The sequence below is a fragment of the Sphingomonas sp. HT-1 genome (assembly GCF_048568905.1).
Classification (GTDB): Bacteria; Pseudomonadota; Alphaproteobacteria; order Sphingomonadales; family Sphingomonadaceae; genus Sphingomonas.
This window is the reverse complement of the sequence record NZ_CP183770.1, coordinates 757,485-779,740: the sequence shown is the minus strand read 5'-3', so window position 1 is coordinate 779,740 and position 22,256 is coordinate 757,485. Positions and strand designations below refer to the sequence as shown.

Annotated in this window: 23 protein-coding genes; 11 read left to right on the top strand and 12 right to left on the bottom strand. The window is 65.4% G+C overall.

The features are described 5' to 3' along the window. Positions 1 to 77: 77 nt before the first annotated feature. Positions 78 to 509, bottom strand: coding sequence for a DUF488 family protein (locus tag ACNFJ7_RS03700; protein WP_019367914.1), 432 nt, complete (start codon positions 507 to 509; stop codon positions 78 to 80). A 181-nt stretch (positions 510 to 690) separates the two neighbouring features. Between ACNFJ7_RS03700 and trmFO the strand changes: the two genes are divergently transcribed. Next, positions 691 to 2,007: a methylenetetrahydrofolate--tRNA-(uracil(54)-C(5))-methyltransferase (FADH(2)-oxidizing) TrmFO gene (gene trmFO / locus ACNFJ7_RS03695; protein ID WP_019367915.1), complete on the top strand. Its 1,317-nt coding sequence runs from the start codon at positions 691 to 693 to the stop codon at positions 2,005 to 2,007. 9 nt (positions 2,008 to 2,016) lie between these two features. Here the strand turns inward: trmFO and ACNFJ7_RS03690 are convergent, their stop codons facing one another. The 6 genes from ACNFJ7_RS03690 to eno all read right to left on the bottom strand — a co-directional run bounded on the left by ACNFJ7_RS03690 (position 2,017) and on the right by eno (position 7,602). After that, positions 2,017 to 2,511 (bottom strand): EF-hand domain-containing protein, encoded by a 495-nt coding sequence (locus ACNFJ7_RS03690; RefSeq protein WP_019367916.1) that lies wholly within the window; start codon positions 2,509 to 2,511, stop codon positions 2,017 to 2,019. Positions 2,512 to 2,569: 58 nt separating this feature from the next. After that, a complete protein-coding gene (locus ACNFJ7_RS03685) occupies positions 2,570 to 3,244 on the bottom strand; it encodes a squalene/phytoene synthase family protein (protein ID WP_019367917.1) in 675 nt (224 codons plus the stop codon). A gap of 110 nt (positions 3,245 to 3,354) precedes the next feature. After that, on the bottom strand, positions 3,355 to 4,746 hold the full coding sequence (locus ACNFJ7_RS03680; RefSeq protein WP_019367918.1) for a pyruvate dehydrogenase complex E1 component subunit beta: 1,392 nt from the start codon (positions 4,744 to 4,746) through the stop codon (positions 3,355 to 3,357). Between the two features lies 1 nt (position 4,747). Continuing rightward, positions 4,748 to 5,797, bottom strand: coding sequence for a pyruvate dehydrogenase (acetyl-transferring) E1 component subunit alpha (gene pdhA, locus ACNFJ7_RS03675; RefSeq protein WP_019367919.1), 1,050 nt, complete (start codon positions 5,795 to 5,797; stop codon positions 4,748 to 4,750). 146 nt (positions 5,798 to 5,943) lie between these two features. Then, a complete protein-coding gene (locus ACNFJ7_RS03670; RefSeq protein WP_019367920.1) occupies positions 5,944 to 6,264 on the bottom strand; it encodes an FtsB family cell division protein in 321 nt (106 codons plus the stop codon). A 57-nt stretch (positions 6,265 to 6,321) separates the two neighbouring features. Next, positions 6,322 to 7,602, bottom strand: a complete 1,281-nt coding sequence (eno, locus tag ACNFJ7_RS03665; protein ID WP_019367921.1) for a phosphopyruvate hydratase — start codon at positions 7,600 to 7,602, stop codon at positions 6,322 to 6,324. 114 nt (positions 7,603 to 7,716) lie between these two features. Here eno and ACNFJ7_RS03660 point away from each other — a divergent pair, with 114 nt between their 5' ends. From ACNFJ7_RS03660 to ACNFJ7_RS03640, 5 genes are all read left to right on the top strand, one after another. Next, on the top strand, positions 7,717 to 8,322 hold the full coding sequence (locus tag ACNFJ7_RS03660; protein WP_019367922.1) for a hypothetical protein: 606 nt from the start codon (positions 7,717 to 7,719) through the stop codon (positions 8,320 to 8,322). Positions 8,323 to 8,340: 18 nt separating this feature from the next. Further along, complete coding sequence (locus tag ACNFJ7_RS03655) at positions 8,341 to 8,682, top strand: phage holin family protein (protein WP_019367923.1); 342 nt, start codon at positions 8,341 to 8,343, stop codon at positions 8,680 to 8,682. Continuing rightward, positions 8,679 to 9,011 (top strand): DUF3618 domain-containing protein, encoded by a 333-nt coding sequence (locus ACNFJ7_RS03650; protein WP_026008840.1) that lies wholly within the window; start codon positions 8,679 to 8,681, stop codon positions 9,009 to 9,011. Before ACNFJ7_RS03655 ends, ACNFJ7_RS03650 begins: the two co-directional genes overlap by 4 nt. 4 nt (positions 9,012 to 9,015) lie before the next feature. Then, complete coding sequence (locus ACNFJ7_RS03645; RefSeq protein ID WP_019367925.1) at positions 9,016 to 9,333, top strand: hypothetical protein; 318 nt, start codon at positions 9,016 to 9,018, stop codon at positions 9,331 to 9,333. A 74-nt stretch (positions 9,334 to 9,407) separates the two neighbouring features. Next, the gene (locus ACNFJ7_RS03640) at positions 9,408 to 9,635 is read left to right on the top strand and encodes a DUF4170 domain-containing protein (protein ID WP_019367926.1); all 228 of its coding nucleotides are present in this window, start codon (positions 9,408 to 9,410) and stop codon (positions 9,633 to 9,635) included. Positions 9,636 to 9,695: 60 nt separating this feature from the next. Here the strand turns inward: ACNFJ7_RS03640 and ACNFJ7_RS03635 are convergent, their stop codons facing one another. The 5 genes from ACNFJ7_RS03635 to carA all read right to left on the bottom strand — a co-directional run bounded on the left by ACNFJ7_RS03635 (position 9,696) and on the right by carA (position 16,256). Then, positions 9,696 to 10,325: a rhomboid family intramembrane serine protease gene (locus ACNFJ7_RS03635; protein WP_019367927.1), complete on the bottom strand. Its 630-nt coding sequence runs from the start codon at positions 10,323 to 10,325 to the stop codon at positions 9,696 to 9,698. Between the two features lie 8 nt (positions 10,326 to 10,333). Next, positions 10,334 to 10,810 carry a transcription elongation factor GreA gene (greA, locus tag ACNFJ7_RS03630; protein ID WP_019367928.1) on the bottom strand — a complete coding sequence of 159 codons (477 nt, stop codon included), beginning with the start codon at positions 10,808 to 10,810 and terminating at the stop codon, positions 10,334 to 10,336. A gap of 306 nt (positions 10,811 to 11,116) precedes the next feature. Next, on the bottom strand, positions 11,117 to 14,446 hold the full coding sequence (carB, locus tag ACNFJ7_RS03625; RefSeq protein WP_019367929.1) for a carbamoyl-phosphate synthase large subunit: 3,330 nt from the start codon (positions 14,444 to 14,446) through the stop codon (positions 11,117 to 11,119). Continuing rightward, positions 14,446 to 15,096: a hypothetical protein gene (locus ACNFJ7_RS03620; RefSeq protein WP_019367930.1), complete on the bottom strand. Its 651-nt coding sequence runs from the start codon at positions 15,094 to 15,096 to the stop codon at positions 14,446 to 14,448. The genes carB and ACNFJ7_RS03620 overlap by 1 nt, the downstream gene beginning before the upstream one ends. Further along, positions 15,093 to 16,256 (bottom strand): glutamine-hydrolyzing carbamoyl-phosphate synthase small subunit, encoded by a 1,164-nt coding sequence (gene carA, locus ACNFJ7_RS03615; protein ID WP_019367931.1) that lies wholly within the window; start codon positions 16,254 to 16,256, stop codon positions 15,093 to 15,095. Before carA ends, ACNFJ7_RS03620 begins: the two co-directional genes overlap by 4 nt. A gap of 144 nt (positions 16,257 to 16,400) precedes the next feature. Here carA and ACNFJ7_RS03610 point away from each other — a divergent pair, with 144 nt between their 5' ends. From ACNFJ7_RS03610 to ACNFJ7_RS03590, 5 genes are all read left to right on the top strand, one after another. Next, entirely contained in the window at positions 16,401 to 16,853 is a 453-nt protein-coding gene (locus tag ACNFJ7_RS03610; RefSeq protein ID WP_019367932.1) for a GatB/YqeY domain-containing protein, read from the top strand. A gap of 50 nt (positions 16,854 to 16,903) precedes the next feature. Next, positions 16,904 to 17,320, top strand: coding sequence for an endonuclease domain-containing protein (locus ACNFJ7_RS03605; protein ID WP_019367933.1), 417 nt, complete (start codon positions 16,904 to 16,906; stop codon positions 17,318 to 17,320). Between the two features lie 129 nt (positions 17,321 to 17,449). Further along, on the top strand, positions 17,450 to 19,345 hold the full coding sequence (gene dnaG / locus ACNFJ7_RS03600) for a DNA primase (RefSeq protein WP_019367934.1): 1,896 nt from the start codon (positions 17,450 to 17,452) through the stop codon (positions 19,343 to 19,345). A 42-nt stretch (positions 19,346 to 19,387) separates the two neighbouring features. Then, entirely contained in the window at positions 19,388 to 21,415 is a 2,028-nt protein-coding gene (rpoD, locus tag ACNFJ7_RS03595; RefSeq protein ID WP_019367935.1) for an RNA polymerase sigma factor RpoD, read from the top strand. A 161-nt stretch (positions 21,416 to 21,576) separates the two neighbouring features. Continuing rightward, positions 21,577 to 22,242 (top strand): DUF6975 family protein, encoded by a 666-nt coding sequence (locus tag ACNFJ7_RS03590; protein ID WP_050990117.1) that lies wholly within the window; start codon positions 21,577 to 21,579, stop codon positions 22,240 to 22,242. Positions 22,243 to 22,256: the final 14 nt, after the last annotated feature.

The following is a 22,256-nucleotide window of genomic DNA, read 5'->3' as shown; positions in this document are numbered from 1 at the left end:
ACCAGTTCCCCCTTCGCGTCGACTCTCCCCGAACTACGGGGCAGCCGATGCGTCGGCTGCCCCGGCCTTTTTCGGTCTCAGGCGTAAAGGTCGATCACCTCCGCCCCGTTTCCCTCTGCCTCCAGAAGCAATGTGCGGTGGCAATGACATGGATCGCGCTCGTAGCAGAGTAGCGCGCTCGGCTTGTCGGCGGCGAGCGTCCGCATCTGCGCGGCCTGGGCCTGCGCTTCGGGTAAGCCGAGCTGGAGGTCATAGACGTAGCGCAGTGTCTCCACATCCCCCTTCTTCGCCGCATCGCGCCCGCGCTTGGGCGTGCCGAGCTGCTTGAGATGCACATAGTCGATCCCCGCCTCGGCGAGGCTGGCCGCCAGGCTCGACTTGGAGAAACCGGGGCGGCGCGACAGCGGCAACGCGCGTACGTCGATCACCCGCTGCACCCCGGCCGCCTGCAACGCGGCGAGGAACTCGGCCATGGTGGTGGCCTCATAGCCGATGGTGAAAATCTTCATCGCCTCTTCTCTAGCGCAACATGCGAGAACACACCCTGCTTTTCGCGATTGAAAGATTCGGCTGCACCATTCGCTTCAAAGCTGAATGGCAACAAGGGTGAACACGCGGCGTCTCGGGGGTTGCACGATCATTCAGCCCAGCTATGGCCGCGGCTTCCCATAGAAGAGTAGAAGCACGTCCATGCCCGGCCACGACATTCATATCATCGGCGGCGGTCTCGCCGGATCGGAAGCCGCTTGGCAGCTGGCCCAGGCCGGTCACAAGGTCCGCCTGTCGGAAATGCGGGGCTCGGGCGAGATGACGCCGGCGCACCAGAGCGATCGACTGGCCGAGCTGGTCTGCTCGAACAGCTTCCGCTCGGACGATGCCGACAGCAACGCGGTCGGGCTGCTCCACCAGGAGATGCGCGCGCTCGGCTCGCTGATCCTGACACAGGGCGACATTCACAAGGTGCCTGCCGGCTCGGCGTTGGCGGTGGACCGCGACGGCTTTGCCGATGGCGTGACCGCCGCGCTGGAGCAGCACCCCAACGTCACCATCGTCCGCGAGCGCGTCGACACGCTGCCCGCCGAGGGCCGCACGATCGTCGCCACCGGGCCGCTCACCGCTCCGTTGCTGGCCGAGAGCATCGGCCGCGCGACCGGCAAGGACAGCCTCGCCTTCTTCGATGCCATCGCGCCGATCGTCCACCGCGAATCGATCGACATGGAGACCGCCTGGTTCCAGAGCCGGTGGAACAAGGGATCGGGCAAGGATTACATCAACTGCCCGATGTCCAAGGAACAGTATCTCGAATTCCACGCCGGGCTGATGGCGGGCGAGAAGACCGAGTTTCGCGAGTGGGAGAACGTCCCCTATTTCGAAGGCTGCATGCCGATCGAGGTGATGGCGGAGCGCGGGGTGGACACGTTGCGATACGGGCCGATGAAGGGCGTCGGCCTCGACGATCCGCGCACCGGCCGCTGGCCCTATGCGGTGGTTCAGCTCCGGCAGGACAATGCCAGCGGCACGCTGTGGAACATGGTCGGCTTCCAAACAAAGCTGAAATATGCCGAGCAGGTGCGGCTGTTCCGCACCATCCCGGGGCTGGAGAAAGCCGAGTTCGCGCGGCTCGGCGGGCTGCACCGCAATACCTTCCTGCGCTCGCCCGAGTTGCTCGACAGCACGCTGCGGCTGAAGAGCGCGCCCCACATCCGTTTCGCCGGGCAGATCACCGGCTGCGAAGGCTATGTGGAAAGTTCCGCGATCGGGATGCTTGCCGGGCGCTTTGCCGCGGCGGAGATCGCCGGCCAAATGCTGGCCCCTCCTCCGCGCGAAACGGCGCTGGGCGCCCTGCTCGCGCACATCACGGGCGAGGCGGAGGTAGATACCTATCAGCCGATGAACGTCAATTTCGGGCTATTCCCGCCGATCGAGGGGCGGACCAAGAAGGCTGATCGCAAGCGCATGTACACAGATCGTGCGCGGGCGGCGCTGAAGGACTGGCTGGCGGCCTGACGCAAGGTGCTATTTGTCCTCGTCTTCGCTGGCCTTGGCGGCCGCATCGGCGGAAGGGGTGGCCTTCTCACAAGCGCAGCGTGCAACTGGCCGGCGCTTCGGTGCGGTGGTAGAAAATTCCGCGCGGGAGAGCACCCCGGACCTGTCTGCATCAGCCCCGGTGAAACGGTCGATTGCCTTGACCGCCCATTCTTCGAAGCTCAGCCGTCCGTCGCCATTAGCGTCTAACTTTGCAAAAGCCTTGCGACGCGCAGCAAAATACTCGTCGCGATTGATCGCATCGTCCCGATCCTTGTCATAGCGATCAAAACGCTTCTGTTCGCGGGTCTTGGCGTCAGCTTCCGGCGCGGCATCGGGCAAGTCGGACTCCGCCGCGCTTGCATTGCCGAGCGGAAACGGCGCGGAAGCAAGCTTGGAGCCGCCCTGCGGCGCGCCTTGAAAGATCAGAAAGCCACCGAGCGCCAGCAGCAACGCCGCCACCGCGCCCACACCGTATCGCCACATCTGCAGCCTCCCCCGAGACATAGACAAGACTAAGCGCCACGACGCGCGGCGCCAAGCGTTATCGTCCGCTCAGCCGGTGCCAGAGCAGCCGCGCCACGCGCCCAGGCGCGCCAATGGGCACCGGCTGGTCCAGCGGCACGGCTAGGTCTAGCCGCGCACGATGAGCCAGCGCCCCCAGCGCGCGTGCCTTGCGGCCCCAGCGCGTACCGAGTGCCGCATCCAGCAGCGGTCGTGCCTCGCGCCGCGCCGCCTCCGCCTCCGCGCCGTCGCCCAGATGGCGGGCAAGGTCTGCCAGCGCCCAGCCCTGCCCCGCCTGGGCGAGCGGGTCCGCAGCCCCTGCCCCAAATGCGGCGCCGGCAGCGACGAACAGCGTGCCTCGCCCCACGGCGAAGCGCGTCAGCGCCAGCGTGTCCAGCGCCTCTTCTTCCACCAGCACTTCCCACCCATGCACAATCGGCACCAGCGATGCCCCGGTCCCTCCCCGAGGGAGCACGTCCGCCGCGAGCGCGGTCAGCACTGGTTCGGCAGGGGGCGGCGCGGTATCGAGCTTGGCCAGCGCTTCCCGCCACCACGCGAGTCGGAGCTGCCCGACAGCGGGCTGTGACGTCGTCCGCAGTAGTTGCGCTAGCGCGTCGTCCAGCGCCAGCAGCGCCGCCAATGCCGGCCGCGCTTCAATGGGCGCATAGGCGAGGATCAGTCCCCGCTCGGGATCTTGGATTATAGGATCGGTCACGTCGTTCCTGTATGACCAGTCGGCGGTCCGCGAAAGAGTCCGCACAAAAGAGAAGACCCGCCGGACACTGGGTCCGGCGGGCCTTTCCTGTTCCGCTTCAGCGGCGAAGATCAGCGATAGGTTACCTTTTTCACCATCGCGACCACCTTGTCGGCAGTCACAAGCGCAAGCTTTTCAAGGTTCGCGGCATAAGGAAGCGGCACGTCCTCGTTGGTAACGCGCAGCACCGGTGCGTCGAGGTCGTCGAAGCCCTCTTCCATCACGAAAGCGGCGACTTCCGACGCGATCGAGCAGACCGGCCAGCCTTCCTCGACCACCACGATGCGGTTGGTCTTCTTCAGACTCTCCAGCACAGTCTGCTTGTCCAGCGGACGCAGCGTGCGCAGGTCGATCACCTCGGCATCGATGCCCTCGGCCGCCAGCTTCTCGGCGGCTTCGAGCGAGACGCCCACGCCGATCGAGTAGCTGACCAGGGTCACGTCCTTGCCCTCGCGCATGATGCGGGCCTTGCCGATCGGCAGGACATAGTCGTCGAGCTTGGGCACGTCGAAGCTGCGACCGTACATCAGCTCGTTCTCGAGGAACACGACCGGGTCCTCCGAACGGATCGCCGCCTTGAGCAGGCCCTTGGCGTCGGCCGAATCATAGGGCGCGATCACGATCAGGCCGGGGACGCTGGCGTACCACGGGCCATAGTTCTGGCTGTGCTGCGCGCCGACGCGGCTGGCCGCGCCGTTCGGACCACGGAACACGATTGGGCAGCGCATCTGGCCGCCGGACATGTAGTTGGTCTTGGCCGCCGAGTTGATGATGTGGTCGATCGCCTGCATGGCGAAGTTGAACGTCATGAACTCGATGATCGGCTTCAGGCCGCCCATCGCCGCACCGGTGCCGACGCCGGCAAAGCCGTATTCGGTGATCGGCGTGTCGATGACGCGCTTGGGGCCGAATTCGTCGAGCAGGCCCTGGGTCACCTTGTAGGCGCCCTGATATTCGGCGACTTCCTCGCCCATCACGAAGATGCGCGGATCGGTCCGCATTTCCTCGGCCATCGCGTCGCGCAGCGCTTCGCGGACCGTGGTCTTCACCATCTCGGTGCCGGCGGGCACGGCCGGATCGGCCGGACGCGTCTTCTCGACCGCGGCGGTCAGCTGGGCGGTGCCGGTTTCCGGAGCCTTCTCAGGCGCCGGCGTCGGCTCGGCCTGCTGGCTCGCGGGTTCCGGCGCGGCCGGTGCAGCAGCGGCGAAGGATGCATCCTCGCCCTCGCCCGCGATCATCGCGATCACGGTGCCGACCTTCACGTTATCCGTGCCCTCGGCGACCAGGATCTTGGCGATCGTGCCTTCGTCGACGGCTTCGAATTCCATCGTCGCCTTGTCGGTCTCGATCTCGGCGAGGATATCGCCGGACTTCACGACATCGCCTTCCTTGACGAGCCACTTGGCGAGCGTGCCCTCTTCCATGGTCGGCGAGAGCGCCGGCATCTTGAGTTCGATCGCCATCTCAGTAGGTCTCCACCAGCACGTCGGTATAGAGTTCGGCCGGATCGGGCTCCGGCGTCTGTTCGGCGAAGTCCGCCGATTCGTTCACGATCTTGCGGATCTCGGCCTCGAGCGGCTTCAGCTGCTCTTCGGTCACGCCCATCGTCTCGAGCTCGCGCTTCACCGCCTCGATCGGGTCCGACTTGTCGCGGACCGACTGGACTTCCTCGCGGCTGCGATACTTGGCCGGATCGGACATCGAGTGGCCGCGATAGCGATAGGTCTTCATCTCGAGGATGATCGGGCCCTTGCCGGCGCGCACCCAGGCGAGCGCCTCTTCCGCCGCACCGCGGCAGGCGAGCACGTCCATGCCGTCCACCTGGATGCCGGGGATGCGGAAGCTCTCGCCGCGCTTGTACAGCTGGTCCTCGGCCGAGGAGCGATTGACGCTGGTGCCCATGGCGTACTGGTTGTTCTCGATCACGTAGATGATCGGGAGCTTCCACAGCTCGGCCATGTTGAACGATTCGTACACCTGGCCCTGGTTCGCGGCGCCGTCGCCGAAATAGGCCATGGCGACGCCGCCATCCTCGTTATACTTGTGCGCGAAGGCGAGGCCGGTGCCGAGCGAGACCTGCGCGCCGACGATGCCGTGGCCGCCGTAGAACTTCTTCTCGGTCGAGAACATGTGCATCGAGCCGCCCTTGCCGCGCGAGATACCCGCGCCGCGGCCGGTCAGCTCGGCCATGATCACCTTGGGGTCGATGCCGTAGGCGAGCATGTGGCCATGGTCGCGATAGCCGGTGATCACCGAGTCCTTCTCGCCGTCCAGCGCCGACTGCAGGCCCACCGCAACGGCCTCCTGGCCGATATAGAGGTGGCAGAAGCCGCCGATGAAGCCGAGGCCGTAGAGCTGGCCCGCCTTCTCTTCGAAGCGGCGGATCAGCAGCATCTGCCGGTAGAATTCGAGCAGCTGTTCCTTCGACGCCTTGAACCGTTCCGGTTCGCTGGGCCGCTCGCGATTCGGTACGGCGGGTGGGGTCGGTGCGTTGCGTGCCGGTGCTTTGGCCACGATCAGATATTCCTCATCCGGGGAGGGGAAAGGCGGGTGCCTATACGCGCGTTTTCGCAAGGCTTGCAACCAACGCGCGGGTTCGGACCACGTACATCCGCCCTAAGGTGCTCGGCCGTGGCTGGCAACAGGTGCCGCTACGGCGATCACTTCTTGTCGAGCGGGATGATCACTTCGTCGGGGCGGACGACGTTGAGCTGCTTGCGAGCAAGCTCGTCGACCATGTCGGGATCGGCGCCGTGCTTCGGATCGAGCAGATCGACTCGATTCTTGAGCTCGGCACGCTTCTTGTCGAGCACCGCATACTCGCGCTGCTTGGCTTCCAATTCGTGCCGCACTTCCTTCGCGGCGACGATCCCGTTCGGCCCCAGAACCGCGTTATACCCGAAAAAGCCGATGGCGATCAGCGCCGCGGCGGGAAGCCCCGCGCGGCGCAGCAGCGTGGACATGGGCGAAGCGCGCTTCATGCCCGTGTTTTTCGCTGATCGATCGGCTCTTAGCAAGATTGCGGTTCCTACTGAGGGTCAGGCGCGGCGCAGCACCGAACGGCCAGCATAGACCGCCGCGTCGCCCAGCTCTTCCTCGATGCGGATCAGCTGGTTGTACTTGGCGAGCCGGTCCGAGCGCGCGAGGCTGCCGGTCTTGATCTGACCGCAGTTGGTGGCGACCGCGAGATCGGCGATCGTCGCGTCCTCGGTCTCGCCCGAACGGTGCGACATCACCGCGGTGTAGGACGAGCGCTGGGCAAGGCTGACGGCCTCCAGCGTCTCGGTCAGCGTGCCGATCTGGTTGACCTTCACGAGCAGCGAGTTGGCATAGCGGCCCTCGATGCCGCGCAGCAGGCGCTCGGGGTTGGTGACGAACAGGTCGTCGCCGACCAGCTGGACCTTGCCGCCGAGCAGCTCGGTCAGCGTCTTCCAGCCTTCCCAGTCGTCCTCGGCCATGCCGTCCTCGATCGAGAAGATCGGATAGTCGGCGGCGAGCTTGGCCAGGAACTCGGCATTCTCGGTCGAGCTGAGGGTCTTGCCCTCGCCCACCATCTTGTAGGCGCCGTCCTTGAAATATTCGGTGGCGGCGCAGTCGAGCGCGAGCATCACGTCGTCACCGGGCCTGTACCCGGCGGCTTCGATGCTGGTCATGATGAAGTCGAGCGCTTCGGTGGTCGAGGCGATGTTGGGGGCGAAACCGCCCTCGTCGCCCACGCCGGTCGCCAGGCCCTTCTCGTGCAGCTTCTTCTTCAGCGTGTGGAAGATTTCCGAACCGCAGCGCACCGCCTCGACGATGTTCTCGGCACCGACCGGAACGATCATGAATTCCTGAAAGTCGATCGGGTTGTCGGCATGCTCGCCGCCGTTGATGATGTTCATCATCGGCACCGGCAGGACGTGCGCGTTGACGCCGCCGACATAGCGATAGAGCGGCAGCCCGCGCGCATCGGCCGCGGCCTTGGCGGCGGCGAGGCTGACGCCGAGGATGGCGTTGGCGCCGAGGCGACCCTTGTTGGCGGTACCGTCGAGTTCGATCATGGTGCGGTCGAGATCGGCCTGGTCTTCGGCGTCGAGGCCGAGAACCGCCTCGGCAATCTCACCGTTCACCGCATCGACGGCACCTTCGACGCCCTTGCCGAGCCAGCGGGACTTGTCGCCGTCGCGCTTTTCCACCGCCTCGTGGGCACCGGTGGAGGCGCCCGAGGGCACGGCGGCGCGGCCGAAGCTGCCATCGTCCAGCAGGACATCCACTTCCACCGTGGGGTTGCCACGGCTGTCGAGAATCTGGCGGGCGTGGACGTCGATGATTGCGGTCACGTCATGGTCTCCGTAACATGTCAGGAATGAGGCGCGCGGTGCCTCTAGCGGTTCCGTATGGAACTCGCAAACGGGGCCGTTGTTGTTTCGACGAGGCATGGAGGGTTTTTGATCATGGCAGACGAAACGACCAGCATCGCGGGCGATCCGCTCGCGGGGAATATGGGCGCTACCGGCAGCGATGCGGGCGGCACCGAGGGTGCGGAGACGAAGCGCTCCACATCGGATACGATCAAGGACGAAGCCGGCAAGTTCGCCGATCAGGCGAGGGAACGCATCCTCGGCTTTGCAGGCGACGGCAAGGAACGGGCCACCAGCGCGCTCGACGAGGTAGTGACTATGATGCGCACTGCCGCGAGCGATGTTGATGCCAAGCTCGGCGAGCAATACGGCCAATATGCTCGCAGCGCTGCGGACGGTATCGCCGGGTTTGCCGAGTCGCTGCGCGCAAGGGACGTCGACGATCTGCTGAACGAAGCAACCGACTTCGTGAAGAAAAGCCCGGCGATCGCGGTCGGCACGGCAGCCGCGCTTGGCTTCGTGCTTGCCCGCGTCATCAAGTCGGGCATCGAGGCGGCCGGCGGTGAAGGCACCACCGGCGGAAACGGCGGCACAACGACGGGCAGCACCGCTACCGCCGGCACAGCCGAAGATATCACCGTGGATCCCGTCGGCTTCGGCACTGGTCCGTCGGCGTCCCCCGGCACCACCCAGAGCTAAGGACGAGCAAAAAAGGGCATGGAAGCGCCCCGAACGGAAGACGCCGGTATCGGTGAGCTGATCGGCCAACTCACCGAAGACGCCAAGGACTACGCCCGTGCCGAGGTCGATTACTTAAAGGCGGTCACCCGGCTAAAACTGGCCGAGATGAAGGGCGCGGCAATCGCCGCCATCCTTGCCTTCGCGCTGGCGCTCGCGGCGGCGATCGGTCTTATCGTGGGGGCAATCCTGACGCTTGCCACGCAGGTCGGCCCCGGCTGGGCGACGCTGATCGTCGTGGGCATCAGTCTGGTCGTAGCGACGCTGCTCGGTTGGGCGGCGGCGCGGGGCTTCCGCAAAGCCATGGGAGCGACACAATGACAGTACCCCGCGACCCCGACGCGGCTAGGGTGCGTGCTCGCGCCGCGCGGGACAAGCTGATGGGCACCGTCGGCACGCTGCAACAGCGGCTCAAGCCGGCGAATCTCGCCCAGGAGGCGGTGGAAAACGCCAAGCAGAGCGTCACTAGCATTGCCCGCGAGGGCACGGAGGCGGTTCGCACCCGCCCCTGGCTGGCAGCGGCGGTGACCAGCGGCATCGGGCTCGTCTTCGCCCGTGGGTGGATCGTCGACATCTTCCGCAAGGGCAAACACGAAACCGCCGGCCTCCCCAAGGGTTCGGCTACGCAAAACAGCAACGCAGAAGGATGACGCCATGAGCATCAACACCGAAACCGACACCGACACCGGATTGCGCCTTACCGAAAATCCCGCGCTGCTGCTTGCCGGCGGCGTTGCGGTGGGCGTGCTGATCGGCATGCTGCTGCCGCGGTTCGAGCGCGAAAAGGCGGCACTGGAGCCGCTCGGCCGCAAGCTTGCCGACGGCGCCGCCGCCGCCGTTCAGGCCGCAAAGGAAAGCGGCCGCGAACAGATAGAATCGCTGATCCCGAACAGCGATGCCACCAAGGAGCGCGTCTCGGCACTGTTCGGCACCGTAATCGACGCGGCCAAGGACGCTACGAGTAGCCGTTGATCCGCCTATAAGGGGGTTGAGCGAAGGGCCGCAGTCCCGGTAAGGGCTGCGGCAACCCCACCCCAGGAGGCGCAATGAGCAAGCTTCATCTGGTTTTCGGCGGCCGCGTGGCCGATCCGACGACCCTTGATTTCGTCGATCCCTCAAAACTTGATGTTGTCGGCATCTTCCCCGACTATGCAAGCGCCGAAAAGGCGTGGCGCGCTGCCGCGCAGCGGACCGTCGACGATGCTGAGATGCGTTATGTGGTGGTCCATCTCCACCGCATGCTGGATCCGGACGCGGAAGCGACCAAAGGCTAATCCAGCCCCGAACGGTTCACCCCCTCCTGCGTGCGGGAGGGGGTATAGCGAAACTTGCGCTCAGGCGTGCCGCCAGCGCCACAGCAGCAGCGGCCGCGCCAGCGCAAGTCCAACCAGGAAGCCGCCGATATGCGCCCAGATGGCGACATCTACGCCACCCTGGACGAAAGCAAAGCCCATCAGCAAGTTAAGGCCGATCCATGCCGCGGCCAGCCAAGCAATGTGAACCACCGGCGCCGGGATAGGCCCGATCGCCTTTGCACGCTGCCGCCCGAACAGCAGCGAATAGGCGCCCACCACCGCTGAGGTCGCTCCGCTGGCACCAATCATAGGAGCGGTCGACATTGGATCGGCCAGCCACTGCGTAGCGGCCGCGGCATAGGCGCCGATCAGGTACAGGGTAATCAGTCCCTTGCCGCCAAGCGCCCGCTCCGCTTCCCGGCCGGTATAACCCAACATCAGCATGTTCATGCCCAGGTGGAAGAACCCGGCATGGATTAATGTGGAGGAAAGCGGCGTCAGTAGCGCCGGTACGGTCCAGGCCGCGGGCATTGCCACGCCGCCAGTCAGGCGCGCCGGCAGGAAGCCAGCCAGATACTGGATTTCGAGCGTATTGGGGGCGACGCTGACTAGCAGGCTCACCACGACGGTGATGGCGACGATCGCCGTCGTAGCACTCAGCGACCGCATCGAATTCCTCAGATGAACTCGATCTTGGAGACCAGATAGTAACGGTCGCCCGCAGGCACCGAAACTTCGACTTCCTCGTCGACCTTCCGACCAATCAGCGCTCGGCCGATCGGCGAATTGTACGAGATGCGACCCTTACTCGCATCGGCTTCAGTCTGACCGACAATCTGGTACTTCACCGGTTTGTCGTCTTCGTCGAGCAGCGTCACGGTCGCGCCGAACACGACCTTGTCGCCCGACAGCTCCTTCGGATCAATGATCTGGGCGCGGCTCAGCTTGTCCTCGATATCGTTGATCGAAGCTTCGACCTGGCCCTGCCGTTCCTTGGCGGCATGGTACTCGGCGTTTTCGGAAAGGTCGCCATGGGCGCGCGCTTCCTCGATCGCGTCGACGATCAACGGCCGCTCGGCCTTCAACCGCTTCAGCTCCTCGCTGAGCTTCTGATAGCCTTCGGCCAGCATCGGCATCTTTTCGACGGTCGCCATACGCCCTAGTCCTTCAATACGCCCCCGGGGACCGACCATCGCCCGAAAACGACGTCCGCACATTCACATCGGTTGGGGAAATCCATTGTGCGAACGCGAATTGTAAGGTGCGGCACCCGAAACATCAAGGCGGGGAGCGTAAAAGCAATCTTTAGTTCACTGCCAATGGGCTTGCGCTCCCCTCCCGCAAGCGGGAGGAGTCAGGGGGGAGATCGACGCGGAAGAAGCGCTGAACAGCTTCCGCCCCTCCCCCAGGATTCTCCCGCAAGTGGGAGGCGAACGATAGAACCGCACGCCTCCCGAATTTCACCCGCGCGAAGCGAAATAGGCTTGAATTGGCTGCACGCCGAACGGGTTCTGCCGCATCGCCGCGATCGCCCGCGCCGCCGCGACGCTGCCCGGCGCCGTGGTGAAATAGGGCACCTTCTGCGCCAGCGCCGAGGCGCGGATGCTCATCGAGTCCTTCAGCGACTGCCAGCCCTCGGTGGTGTTGAAGATCAGCGCCACGTCGCCGTCCTGGATGCGGTCGACGATGTGCGGGCGGCCCTGCGCCACCTTGTTCACCGTCTCAACCGCGATCCCCTCGGCCGCCAGGAACTCGGCCGTGCCGCTGGTCGCGATGATCTTGAAGCCGAGATCGGCCAGGATCTTCACCCCCGGCAGCACCACCGCCTTGTCGCCCTGCTTGACGCTGACGAACACCGTGCCGCCGTCCGGCAGCACCGTGCCCGCGCCGAGCTGCGACTTGGCGAAGGCGGTCGCGAAGTCGCGGTCGATGCCCATCACCTCGCCGGTCGACTTCATCTCGGGCGAGAGCACCGGATCGACGCCGGGGAAGCGCGCCCAGGGGAACACCGCTTCCTTCACCGCGATATAATCGATGTCGCGGTCGATCTTGGGCAGGGTCGCCAGCTTCTCGCCCGCCATCACCCGGCTCGCGATCTTGGCGATCGGCGCCCCGATCGCCTTGGCGACGAACGGCACCGTGCGGCTGGCGCGCGGGTTGACCTCGATCAGGTAGACCTCGCCGTCCTTGACCGCGAACTGGATGTTCATCAGCCCCTTGACCTTGAGCGCACGGGCCAGCGCCACGGTCTGGCGCTCGATCTCGGCGATGATCTCCTTGGGCAGGCTGTAGGGCGGGATCGAGCAGGCGCTGTCGCCCGAATGGACGCCGGCTTCCTCGATATGCTGGAGCACGCCCGCGACGACGACGTCGGTGCCGTCGGCGATCGCGTCCACGTCCACCTCGATCGCGTCGCGCAGATACTGGTCGATCAGCACCGGCGAGTCGCCCGAGACCTGCACCGCAGTCTGGATATAGTCGTCGAGCTGCTGGAGGCTGTCGACGATCTCCATCGCCCGGCCGCCCAGCACATAGCTCGGCCGCATCAGCACCGGATAGCCGATCCGCTCGGCGACGCGCACCGCCTCGTCGCGGCTGCGGGCGATGCCGTTGGCGGGCTGCTTGAGGCCCAGCTTGGCGACGAGATCGGCGAAGCGCTCGCGGTCCTCGGCCAGGTCGATCGCGTCGGGGCTGGTGCCGAGGATCGGGATGCCCGCATCCTCCAGCGCCTTGGCGAGGTTGAGCGGGGTCTGGCCGCCGAACTGGACGATCACGCCGACCAGCTCGCCCTTCGACTTCTCGACCTCGAGGATCTCGAGCACGTCCTCGGCGGTCAGCGGCTCGAAATAGAGCCGGTCCGAGGTGTCATAGTCGGTGCTCACCGTCTCCGGGTTGCAGTTGACCATGATCGTCTCATAGCCCGCGTCCGCCAGCGCGAAGCAGGCGTGGCAGCAGCAATAGTCGAACTCGATGCCCTGCCCGATCCGGTTCGGACCGCCGCCGAGGATCACCACCTTGCGGCGGTCGCTCGGCTCGGCCTCGTTCTCGGGCTCGCCGAAGCTCGGCGCCTCATAGGTCGAGTACATATAGGGCGTCTTCGCCTCGAACTCGGCCGCGCAGGTGTCGATCCGCTTGAACACGGGGCGCACGCCCAGCCGGTGGCGCAGCTTGCGCACCTCGGCCTCGGTCACGCCGCCGGAGATGGCGTTGGCCACCTCGCCGATCAGCCCCGAGCTGCGCGCCATCGCTTCGCTGCCCGCGCGGAGATTGACCGACTTGAGCGCAAGATAGGCCAGCCGCTTGTCGCTGAAGCCCATCGCCTTGAGGCGGCGCATGCCCGCCGCGTCCTGCGGCAGACCGTTGGTGGCGACGTCCTTCTCGGCGTCGAGGATCTCGGCGATCCGCTCGAGGAACCAGGGGTCGTAGCTGGTGAAGCGCTGGACCTCCTTGACGCTGAAGCCCTCTCGCATCGCCTGCGCGGCGATCAGCAGCCGGTCGGGCGAGCGGACGGTCAGCGCCGCCTCGATCACGTCGCGCGGCGCGCCGACCAGCCGGTCGACATCGTTGAAGCCGCTGAGGCCGGTCTCCAGCCCGCGCAGCGCCTTCTGGATCGATTCGTGGATCGAACGGCCGATCGCCATCACTTCGCCGACCGACTTCATCGCCGTGCCCAGCACCGCCTCGGCGCCCTTGAACTTCTCGAAGGCGAAACGCGGGATCTTGGTGACGACGTAATCGATCGTCGGCTCGAAGCTCGCCGGGGTGGCGCCGGTGATGTCGTTGTCGATCTCGTCGAGCGTGTAGCCCACCGCCAGCTTGGCCGCGACCTTGGCGATCGGGAAGCCGGTCGCCTTGGACGCCAGCGCCGAGGAACGGCTGACGCGCGGGTTCATCTCGATCACGATCAGGCGGCCGTCCTTCGGATTGACCGCGAACTGCACGTTCGAACCGCCGGTCTCGACGCCGATCTCCCGGAGACACGCGATCGATGCATTGCGCATGATCTGGTATTCCTTGTCGGTCAGCGTCAGCGCCGGCGCGACGGTGATCGAATCGCCGGTGTGCGTGCCCATCGGATCGATATTCTCGATCGAGCAGACGATGATGGCATTGTCGTTCCGATCCCGGACGACCTCCATCTCATATTCCTTCCAGCCGAGCAGCGATTCCTCGATCAGCACCTCGGTGGTCGGCGACAGGTCGAGCCCCGAGCGCACGATCGCGATGAATTCCTCGCGATTATAGGCGATGCCGCCGCCCGAGCCGCCCATGGTGAAGCTGGGGCGGATGATCGCCGGCAGGCCGACATGGTCGAGCGCGGTCAGCGCCTCGGCCTCGGTGTGCGCGATCGCCGAGCGGGCGCTTTCGAGCCCGATCTTGGTCATCGCGTCCTTGAACTTCAGCCGATCCTCGGCCTTGTCGATCGCATCGGCATCGGCGCCGATCATCGTCACGCCGAACTTCTCCAGCGTGCCGTCGCGGAACAGCGCGAGCGCGGTGTTGAGCGCGGTCTGGCCGCCCATCGTCGGCAGGACGGCGTCGGGCCGCTCCTTCTCGATGATCTTGGCGACGACCGCGGGGGTGATCGGCTCGATATAGGTCGCGTCGGCCAGCTCGGGATCGGTCATGATCGTCGCCGGGTTCGAATTGACCAGGACGATGCGATAGCCCTCTTCCTTCAGGGCCTTGATCGCCTGCGTGCCCGAATAATCGAACTCGCACGCCTGACCGATAACGATCGGCCCCGCGCCGATGACGAGGATGGAGGAGATGTCGGTGCGCTTGGGCATTAGTTACTCTGCATCATCTGGCTGACAACCGCACCCAGCAGGGCGTTGGCCAAAGCCTTGATTGTTGGATTTTTGTAGCGATCAATCAGTTCTGAAAGAGCGCGCACGAGCACTTCGTAAAGCAAGTACACGCGAAATTCGCCTGCACGTATCAACTCACGCCCAGCCTTGATTTGGCCAAGCAATCTTTCACGAAGCCCTGGCTGCTCAGGATCGCCATTGTCCTGCTCAAGAGCGTCAATAAGCTCGTTTACCGGACGAACAGCCTCTTCGACCTGATTATGGCTGAGGCTTACAATGCGATCAGAGGCCGGAATCTCAACCTCACTTTGACTCCGCTCGTTGTAATCTTTGAGTCGCGCAATCAAATTTCTCAGTGAAGGCAAACGCTCCGCCGCTTGCAAACCCTCGTCCGTGAGAGAGTAAGAAACAGGGCCATCATTCTCGAATTGACCAGTCCCAACAAGGCCAATGAGCCCTGAGTCAGTCAGACTAGTTAGTACTCTGCGCGTAAAGCCCAGCGCGAATACGTTATCCAAGCGCGCCTGGATGTCGTCTGCTCCTAGGCTGTCCCAATCTGCAAAGCCGTATAGCGTCTCGTACGCAGCGACGAGAACGATATCTTTAGCCTCGTCGAAGGTCGCTCTCACGCCATCATCCCCACGAACCGCTCGAACAGATAGAGGCTGTCCTGCGGGCCCGGGCTGGCCTCGGGGTGGTATTGCACGCTGAACGCCGGGCGGTCGGTGAGCGCGATGCCGGCGTTGGAGCCGTCGAACAGCGACACATGCGTCTCGCGCACACCCTCCGGCAGGCTCTCGCGCTCGACGGCGAAGCCGTGGTTCATGGAGGTGATCTCCACCGCGCCGTCTTCCAGCCGCTTGACCGGATGATTGGCGCCGCGATGGCCCTGGAACATCTTGGTGGTCTGCGCGCCCACTGCGAGGCCGAGCAGCTGGTGGCCGAGGCAGATGCCGAACAGCGGCTTGCCGGTCTCGAGCAGCTGGCGGATCACCGGCACGGCATATTCGCCGGTCGCGGCGGGATCGCCCGGGCCGTTGGAGAGGAAGAAGCCGTCCGGGTTGAACGCCATCACCTGCTCGAAGGTGGCGGTGGCGGGCAGCACGGTCACGTCCGCACCGGCCTTCACCAGGTTGCGGAAGATGTTGCGCTTCGAGCCATAGTCGATCGCGACGACCTGCGGGCGCTTGGCTGCGGGGCGGCTGGTGTCATAGCCGGCGCCGAGCTTCCACACGCCGCCTTCCCAGCCGAAATGCGTCTCGCACGACACGGTGACGGCGAGGTCCATCCCCTCCAGCCCCGGCCAGGCGCGCGCCTTTTCGAGCAGCGCGTCGAGGTCGAACTTGCCCTCCTTGGAGTGCGCGATCACGCCGTTCGGCGCGCCGCCCAGGCGGATACGGCGGGTGAGCGCGCGGGTGTCGATGCCCGACAGGCCGATGCGCTGGTGCTTCGCCATCCAGGCATCGAGATGCTCGGTGCTGCGGAAGTTCGACGGCTCGGTCACGTCCTCGCGGACGATCATGCCCAGCGCATGGGGATCGTCGGCCTCGATGTCGTCGGGGTTGGCGCCGACATTGCCGATATGCGGGAAGGTGAAATTGATGATCTGACCGGCGAAGCTCGGGTCGGTCATGATCTCCTGATAGCCGGTCATCGCGGTGTGGAAGCACACCTCGCCGACGGCATCGCCTTCGGCACCGAATCCTCGACCCCACAATATCTCGCCGCTCGCCAGAACCAGAACGCCCGTGGCTCCAACGGGCATGGACAAGGGTTTGGCGTCGGCCATTTGGGGCGGGCACTCCTGCTTTGGGTTTTGCGATGTTGCTAAGGGCCGCCCGCTAGACCCCATGGGCGGGTGCGTCAATCTGTTAAGTTTTGTGGCATTCGGCTATGTCTCCGCGCTTTCCCGGACAAGATCGAGAGACCACGAATGATTCGCGACGACATCAAGGCTGCGCTGGTGACCGCCATGAAGGGCGGGGACAAGGCGTCGACCGCCACGATCCGCCTGATCCAGAGCGCGATCAAGAACCGCGACATCGAGGCCCGCACCGGCAAGGCACCCGAGGACGACGACGTGCTGGTCGTCGAGGTGCTGCAGAAGATGGTCAAGCAGCGGCGCGAATCGATCGACATGTATGTGAAGGGCGGGCGGCAGGAACTCGCCGACGCCGAGGCAGCCGAAGTGGTGGTGATCGAGCGCTTCCTGCCGCAGCAGATGAGCGAGGCGGAGACGACCGCGGCGATCGAGGCGATCAAGGCCGAGCTGGGCGCAAGCGGCATGAAGGACATGGGCCGGGTGATGGCCGAGTTGAAGGCCCGCCACGCGGCGCAGCTCGACATGAGCAAGGCCAGCGCGCTGGTGAAGGCGGCGCTGAGCTGAGACAAAAGCTCCCCCTCCCTTCCAAGGGAGGGGGTCGGGGGGGCGGGTGCATGTTCACACATAGCAAGCTCTGGATGCAGACGCGCGCGAAAGAGCTTCGCCACAATCCCACGCCGATGGAGCAGAAGCTCTGGCAGCGCCTTCGCGCCTCCCAGCTTGAAGATCTGAAGTTCCGCTTCCAGCACGTCATCGAACCGGCAATCCTCGATTTCTGCTGCCCGAGCATCGGCTTGGTGATCGAGATCGACGGCGACACCCATGACGCGGACGCGGATCGCGACCGCGACATCGGGCTGGCGCAGCTGGGTTATACGGTGCTCCGCTTCACCAACCACGAGGTCGCCACCAACCTGGACGGCGTCCTCCAGACGATCGCGGATCGCGCACGCGGTCTACCCATTCGGCAGTGGAACCGAGGCGTCACCCACCCCCCGGCCCCCTCCCTTGGAAGGGAGGGGGAGCGCTAGGCCCCATCGTTCCCCCTCCCTTCCAAGGGAGGGGAGGGAGCCGCGCAGCGGCGGAAGGGGGTGGGTGATCGGTCGCCTGCCTACCGCCCTCACCTTCCCGACTCACTCACAAAGGCGCATCACGCACCAGTGTCCCTCACCCCCGCCTTTCTCGACGAGCTCCGCGCCCGCACCACGCTCTCCACTCTCATCGCCAAGTCGGTGAAGCTGCAGCGGGCGGGCAAGGAGTTCCGCGCCTGCTGCCCGTTCCACAACGAGAAGACCCCCAGCTTCTACGTCAACGACGACAAGGGCTTCTATCATTGCTTCGGCTGCGGCGCGCATGGCGATGCGATCCGCTGGATGACCGACCAGCGCGGCCTGCCCTTCATCGATGCGGTGAAGGAACTGGCCCAGGCCGCCGGGCTCGACATGCCCGAGCAGGACCGCCGCGCCGCCGAGAAGGCCGAGCGCGCCAAGGGCCTGCACGAGCTGATGGGCGACGCCGCCACCTGGTTCACCGAGCGGCTGAACGGCATCGAAGGCGCCGAGGCCCGCGCCGTGCTCCAGCGCCGCGGCATCACCCCCGAGACCGCGCGGACCTTCGGCCTGGGCTTCGCCCCCGATTCGCGCGGCAAGCTCAAGGAAGCGCTGAAATCCTATGGCGATCCGATGCTGATCGAATCCGGCATGCTGATCGCCGTCGAGGGCAAGGAGCCGTACGACCGCTTCCGCGGCCGGCTGATGATCCCGATCCGCGACGTGCGCGGCCGGACGATCGCGTTCGGCGGCCGCATCATCGGCGAGGGCGAGCCCAAATACCTCAACTCGCCCGAGACCCCGCTCTTCGACAAGGGCCGCACGCTCTACAATCTCGATCGCGCCCAGGCCGCCGCGCGCAAGGCCGACCGGGTGATCGCGGTCGAGGGCTATATGGACGTGATCGCGCTCGCCCAGGCGGGGTTCGGCGAGGTGGTGGCCCCGCTCGGCACCGCGCTCACCGAACACCAGCTCGAGCGGCTGTGGCGGCTGTCCGAAGTCCCCCTGCTCTGCTTCGACGGTGACAGCGCCGGGCAGAAGGCCGCGCTCCGCGCCGCCCACCGCGCGCTGCCGATGCTCGCGCCCGGCCGCAGCCTCGCCTTCGTGACGCTGCCGCAAGGCCTCGACCCGGACGACCTCGTCCGCGCGCAGGGCCCGGCCGCGTTCGAGGCGCTGCTCGCGAAACCCGAGCCGCTGGTCGATCGCCTCTGGGCGAGCGAAGTCGCCGCCGGCCCGCTGGACACGCCCGAGCAGCGCGCCGGCCTCAAGCGCCGCCTCACCGAACTTGCCGAGCAGATCCAGGATCCGAACGTAAAGCACGAATATATCGCGGAATTTCGCGCCCGTGCCGACCAGCAGTTCGGCCGCGGTCCGCGCGAGTTCCGCAAGGACCAGCGCGGCCCCTCGCCCGCCCGCCCGCAGCCGCGCGGCACCCGCAACGCCCGCGGCGTCTGGCAGCCGCCCGAGGCCCCACCCTCGCATCTGATCAAGGGCGTGCAGGCGAGCGGGCTCGATCCCATATTGGCACGCGCCGTCCTCGCGGGGCTGATCCGCCACCCGGTCGAGATCGCCCGCCACATGGAGATCCTCGGGAGTCTGCGTAGTGCATCGGGCGCGCTCGGCCGGCTATTCGAAGCCGTTGTCGAGGTGGCGCTTACCAATCCGGGCCTTCGTCAACTTGATAGCGAGGATTTCCTCACCATATTGGCTAGGTCCGGTTTCGATTCAGTGGCAAGCGAGTTGCTCCGTGCAGACACGCTCCCCTTCTCCTTCACGCGGCCCGCGGCCGACGTGGCGAAGGCGCGCGAGGATCTGGGCGAGGCGATCGCGGTGATGGCGGCGCAGCCCGCCGTCGACGTGGCGCTCGCCGAGGCGACTGCTGCACTGATGCGCGACGGTACCGAGGAAGCGTTCGCCCGCCAGGTGGCGCTTTCGCGGCAGCGGCAGGAACTTCAGGATCGGCTCGCGAATCTGATGCTTGCGGAAGACGGCGTTTTTGAGGAATAGAGGCGGTGTAAAATTGCCGCCATCTGAGTTTCGAGGGATTTGATGGCGAAGGCGAACATGGCAGACGTCACGGACACGGCAGACACGAGTGACGCGCCGCTGATCGATCTGAACGAGGGTTCGATCAAGAAGCTGGTCGCGCGTGCCAAGAAGCGCGGTTACATCACCGTCGACCAGCTCAACGAGATGCTGCCGCAGGACCAGATGTCCTCGGAGCAGATCGAGGACGTGATGGCTGCGCTCAACGACATGGGCATCAACGTCGTCGAGAACGAGGACGCCGGCGAGGACGCCGAGTCCGAGGACGATTCGGCCGACGATTCGGAAGCCGCCGACACCAGCGACGATTCCGCACCTGCCTTCGAAGTCGCGAAGAAGAAGGAAACCGTCGATCGCACCGACGATCCGGTGCGCATGTACCTGCGCGAGATGGGCGCCGTCGAGCTGCTCAGCCGCGAAGGCGAAATCGCCATCGCCAAGCGCATCGAGGCCGGTCGCGACACGATGATCCTGGGGCTCTGCGAGTCGCCGATCACGTTCAACGCGATCATCGGCTGGTCGACCGCGCTCAACGAAGGCACGATGCAGCTGCGCGAGATCCTCGATCTCGACGCCATGCTCTCCAAGGGTCCGTCGGCCGAGCAGGTCGAGGGCGCCGAGGACGACAATGGCGAGATCAGCGAATCGAGCACCGGCCCGACCTTCAAGGAAGAGGAAGAGCCGGAAGAGGTCGCCTCGGACGACGATGACGAGCTGACCGAACGCCGCGCCCGCCGCCCCTCGGACGACGAGGAGGAGGACAACACCCTCTCGCTCGCCCAGATGGAAGAGCAGCTGAAGCCGCAGGCGCTCGAGAAGTTCGCGAACATCACCGCGATCTACAAGAAGTTCGGCAAGGTCCAGCAGCAGCGGCTCGACACCATGTCGGCCGGCGAGGAATTTCCGGCCGCCGAGGAAAAGAAGTACAACAAGCTCCGCGAGGAGCTGACCGCCGAGGTAGAGAGCGTCCAGTTCCACCAAGCGAAGATCGAGTATCTCGTCGACCAGCTCTACAGCTTCAACCGGCGCCTGACCGCGCTGGGCGGCCAGATGCTGCGTCTTGCCGAGCGCCACAAGGTCAGCCGCAAGGACTTCCTGGATCGCTATGTCGATCACGAGCTGGACGAGAACTGGCTGCCCACCGTCGTCGGCGTCGACAAGAAGTGGAAGGCGTTCGTCGAGAACGAAAGCGCCTCGGTCGACCGCATCCGCACCGAGATGAGCGAGATCGCCCAGCAGACGGGCATGACGCTCACCGAGTTCCGTCGCATCGTCAACATGGTGCAGAAGGGCGAGCGCGAGGCGCGCATCGCGAAGAAGGAGATGGTCGAGGCCAATCTCCGCCTCGTGATTTCGATCGCCAAGAAGTACACCAATCGCGGCCTGCAGTTCCTGGACCTCATCCAGGAGGGCAATATCGGCCTGATGAAGGCGGTGGATAAGTTCGAATATCGCCGCGGCTACAAGTTCAGCACCTATGCGACCTGGTGGATCCGCCAGGCAATCACCCGCTCGATCGCGGATCAGGCGCGCACCATTCGCATCCCGGTGCACATGATCGAGACGATCAACAAGCTGGTCCGCACCAGCCGCCAGTTCCTCCACGAACAGGGCCGCGAGCCCACGCCCGAGGAAATGGCGGAGCGCCTGAGCATGCCGCTCGAAAAGGTGCGCAAGGTGATGAAGATCGCCAAGGAGCCGATCAGCCTCGAAACGCCGATCGGCGACGAGGAAGACAGCCATCTGGGCGACTTCATCGAGGACAAGAACGCGATCATTCCCGTAGACGCGGCGATCCAGGCGAACCTCAAGGAAACGGTCACCCGCGTCCTGGCGAGCCTCACCCCGCGCGAGGAACGCGTACTGCGCATGCGCTTCGGCATCGGCATGAACACCGATCACACGCTGGAAGAAGTCGGCCAGCAATTCTCGGTGACGCGCGAGCGTATCCGCCAGATCGAGGCCAAGGCACTGCGCAAGCTCAAGCATCCGAGCCGCAGCCGCAAGATGCGCAGCTTCCTCGACCAGTAAGTCGTCGACAAAGGGCCCCAGCAAGGATGCCGGGGCCTTTTCGAGAGAATTCAAGATTAATCGACGCGTAACCATCTTTCTACGCGCTTCGGTATATCCCCGCATGCGACGAAGCATTGCTCGCAGCAGCAACGTGATGCTTGATCCATTCGAGGAACAACATGCCGGTCGATATCGTACAGTCCGCATCCTTGGCCGGCGCATGGGGGGCGATGGGCACACTCGCCGCCAGCGATGGCAGCACCACGCATCCGCACCTCACCGCGCTCGCACGCGGCAATGCGTCGCTACGCGATCTGGCTGACGCGGTGCATCATGTTGCCCGGCTGCACGGCCGCCATCCTGGCCTGATCGATTTTGCCCGCCGACACGCCGTGCGTCCACTGGAACAGGGTTGGATTGAAGCCGCCGCCGATGCCTTTGTAGCGGAGCGGACCCGGTTGGTCCGGCTCGCTGCTGCCGCCGGCCCGTTGCCGCGCACGCCCGGCCATGCTGAAAGCGAAGCTGCCGCCGCCGCGCAGCGCCATGCGATGGACATGCTGGCCCAGTCCGATCGCACCGGCTGTGCCACCGGGGCGGCGATCGCGCTTGCTATCGATTGGGTCCCGATCCGCGCGATGCTGGATCTGGCCGCTGCGCATTTCGGCGTCGCGTCTGCCCGGCCAGAGCTTCCCATTCCCGCAGAAACGGTAACGGTAGTGGACGTCCTCGCCCGCGAGTCGGCGCTCGAGCGCGCGATGCTGTTCGGCGCTCAGCAGGTGTTCGCACAGCACCGTGCGCTGTGGGATCTGCTGGAAGCTCGCGCAGGCGCCCGTCAGCGCGGCTGATCGAGCAGCTTGCG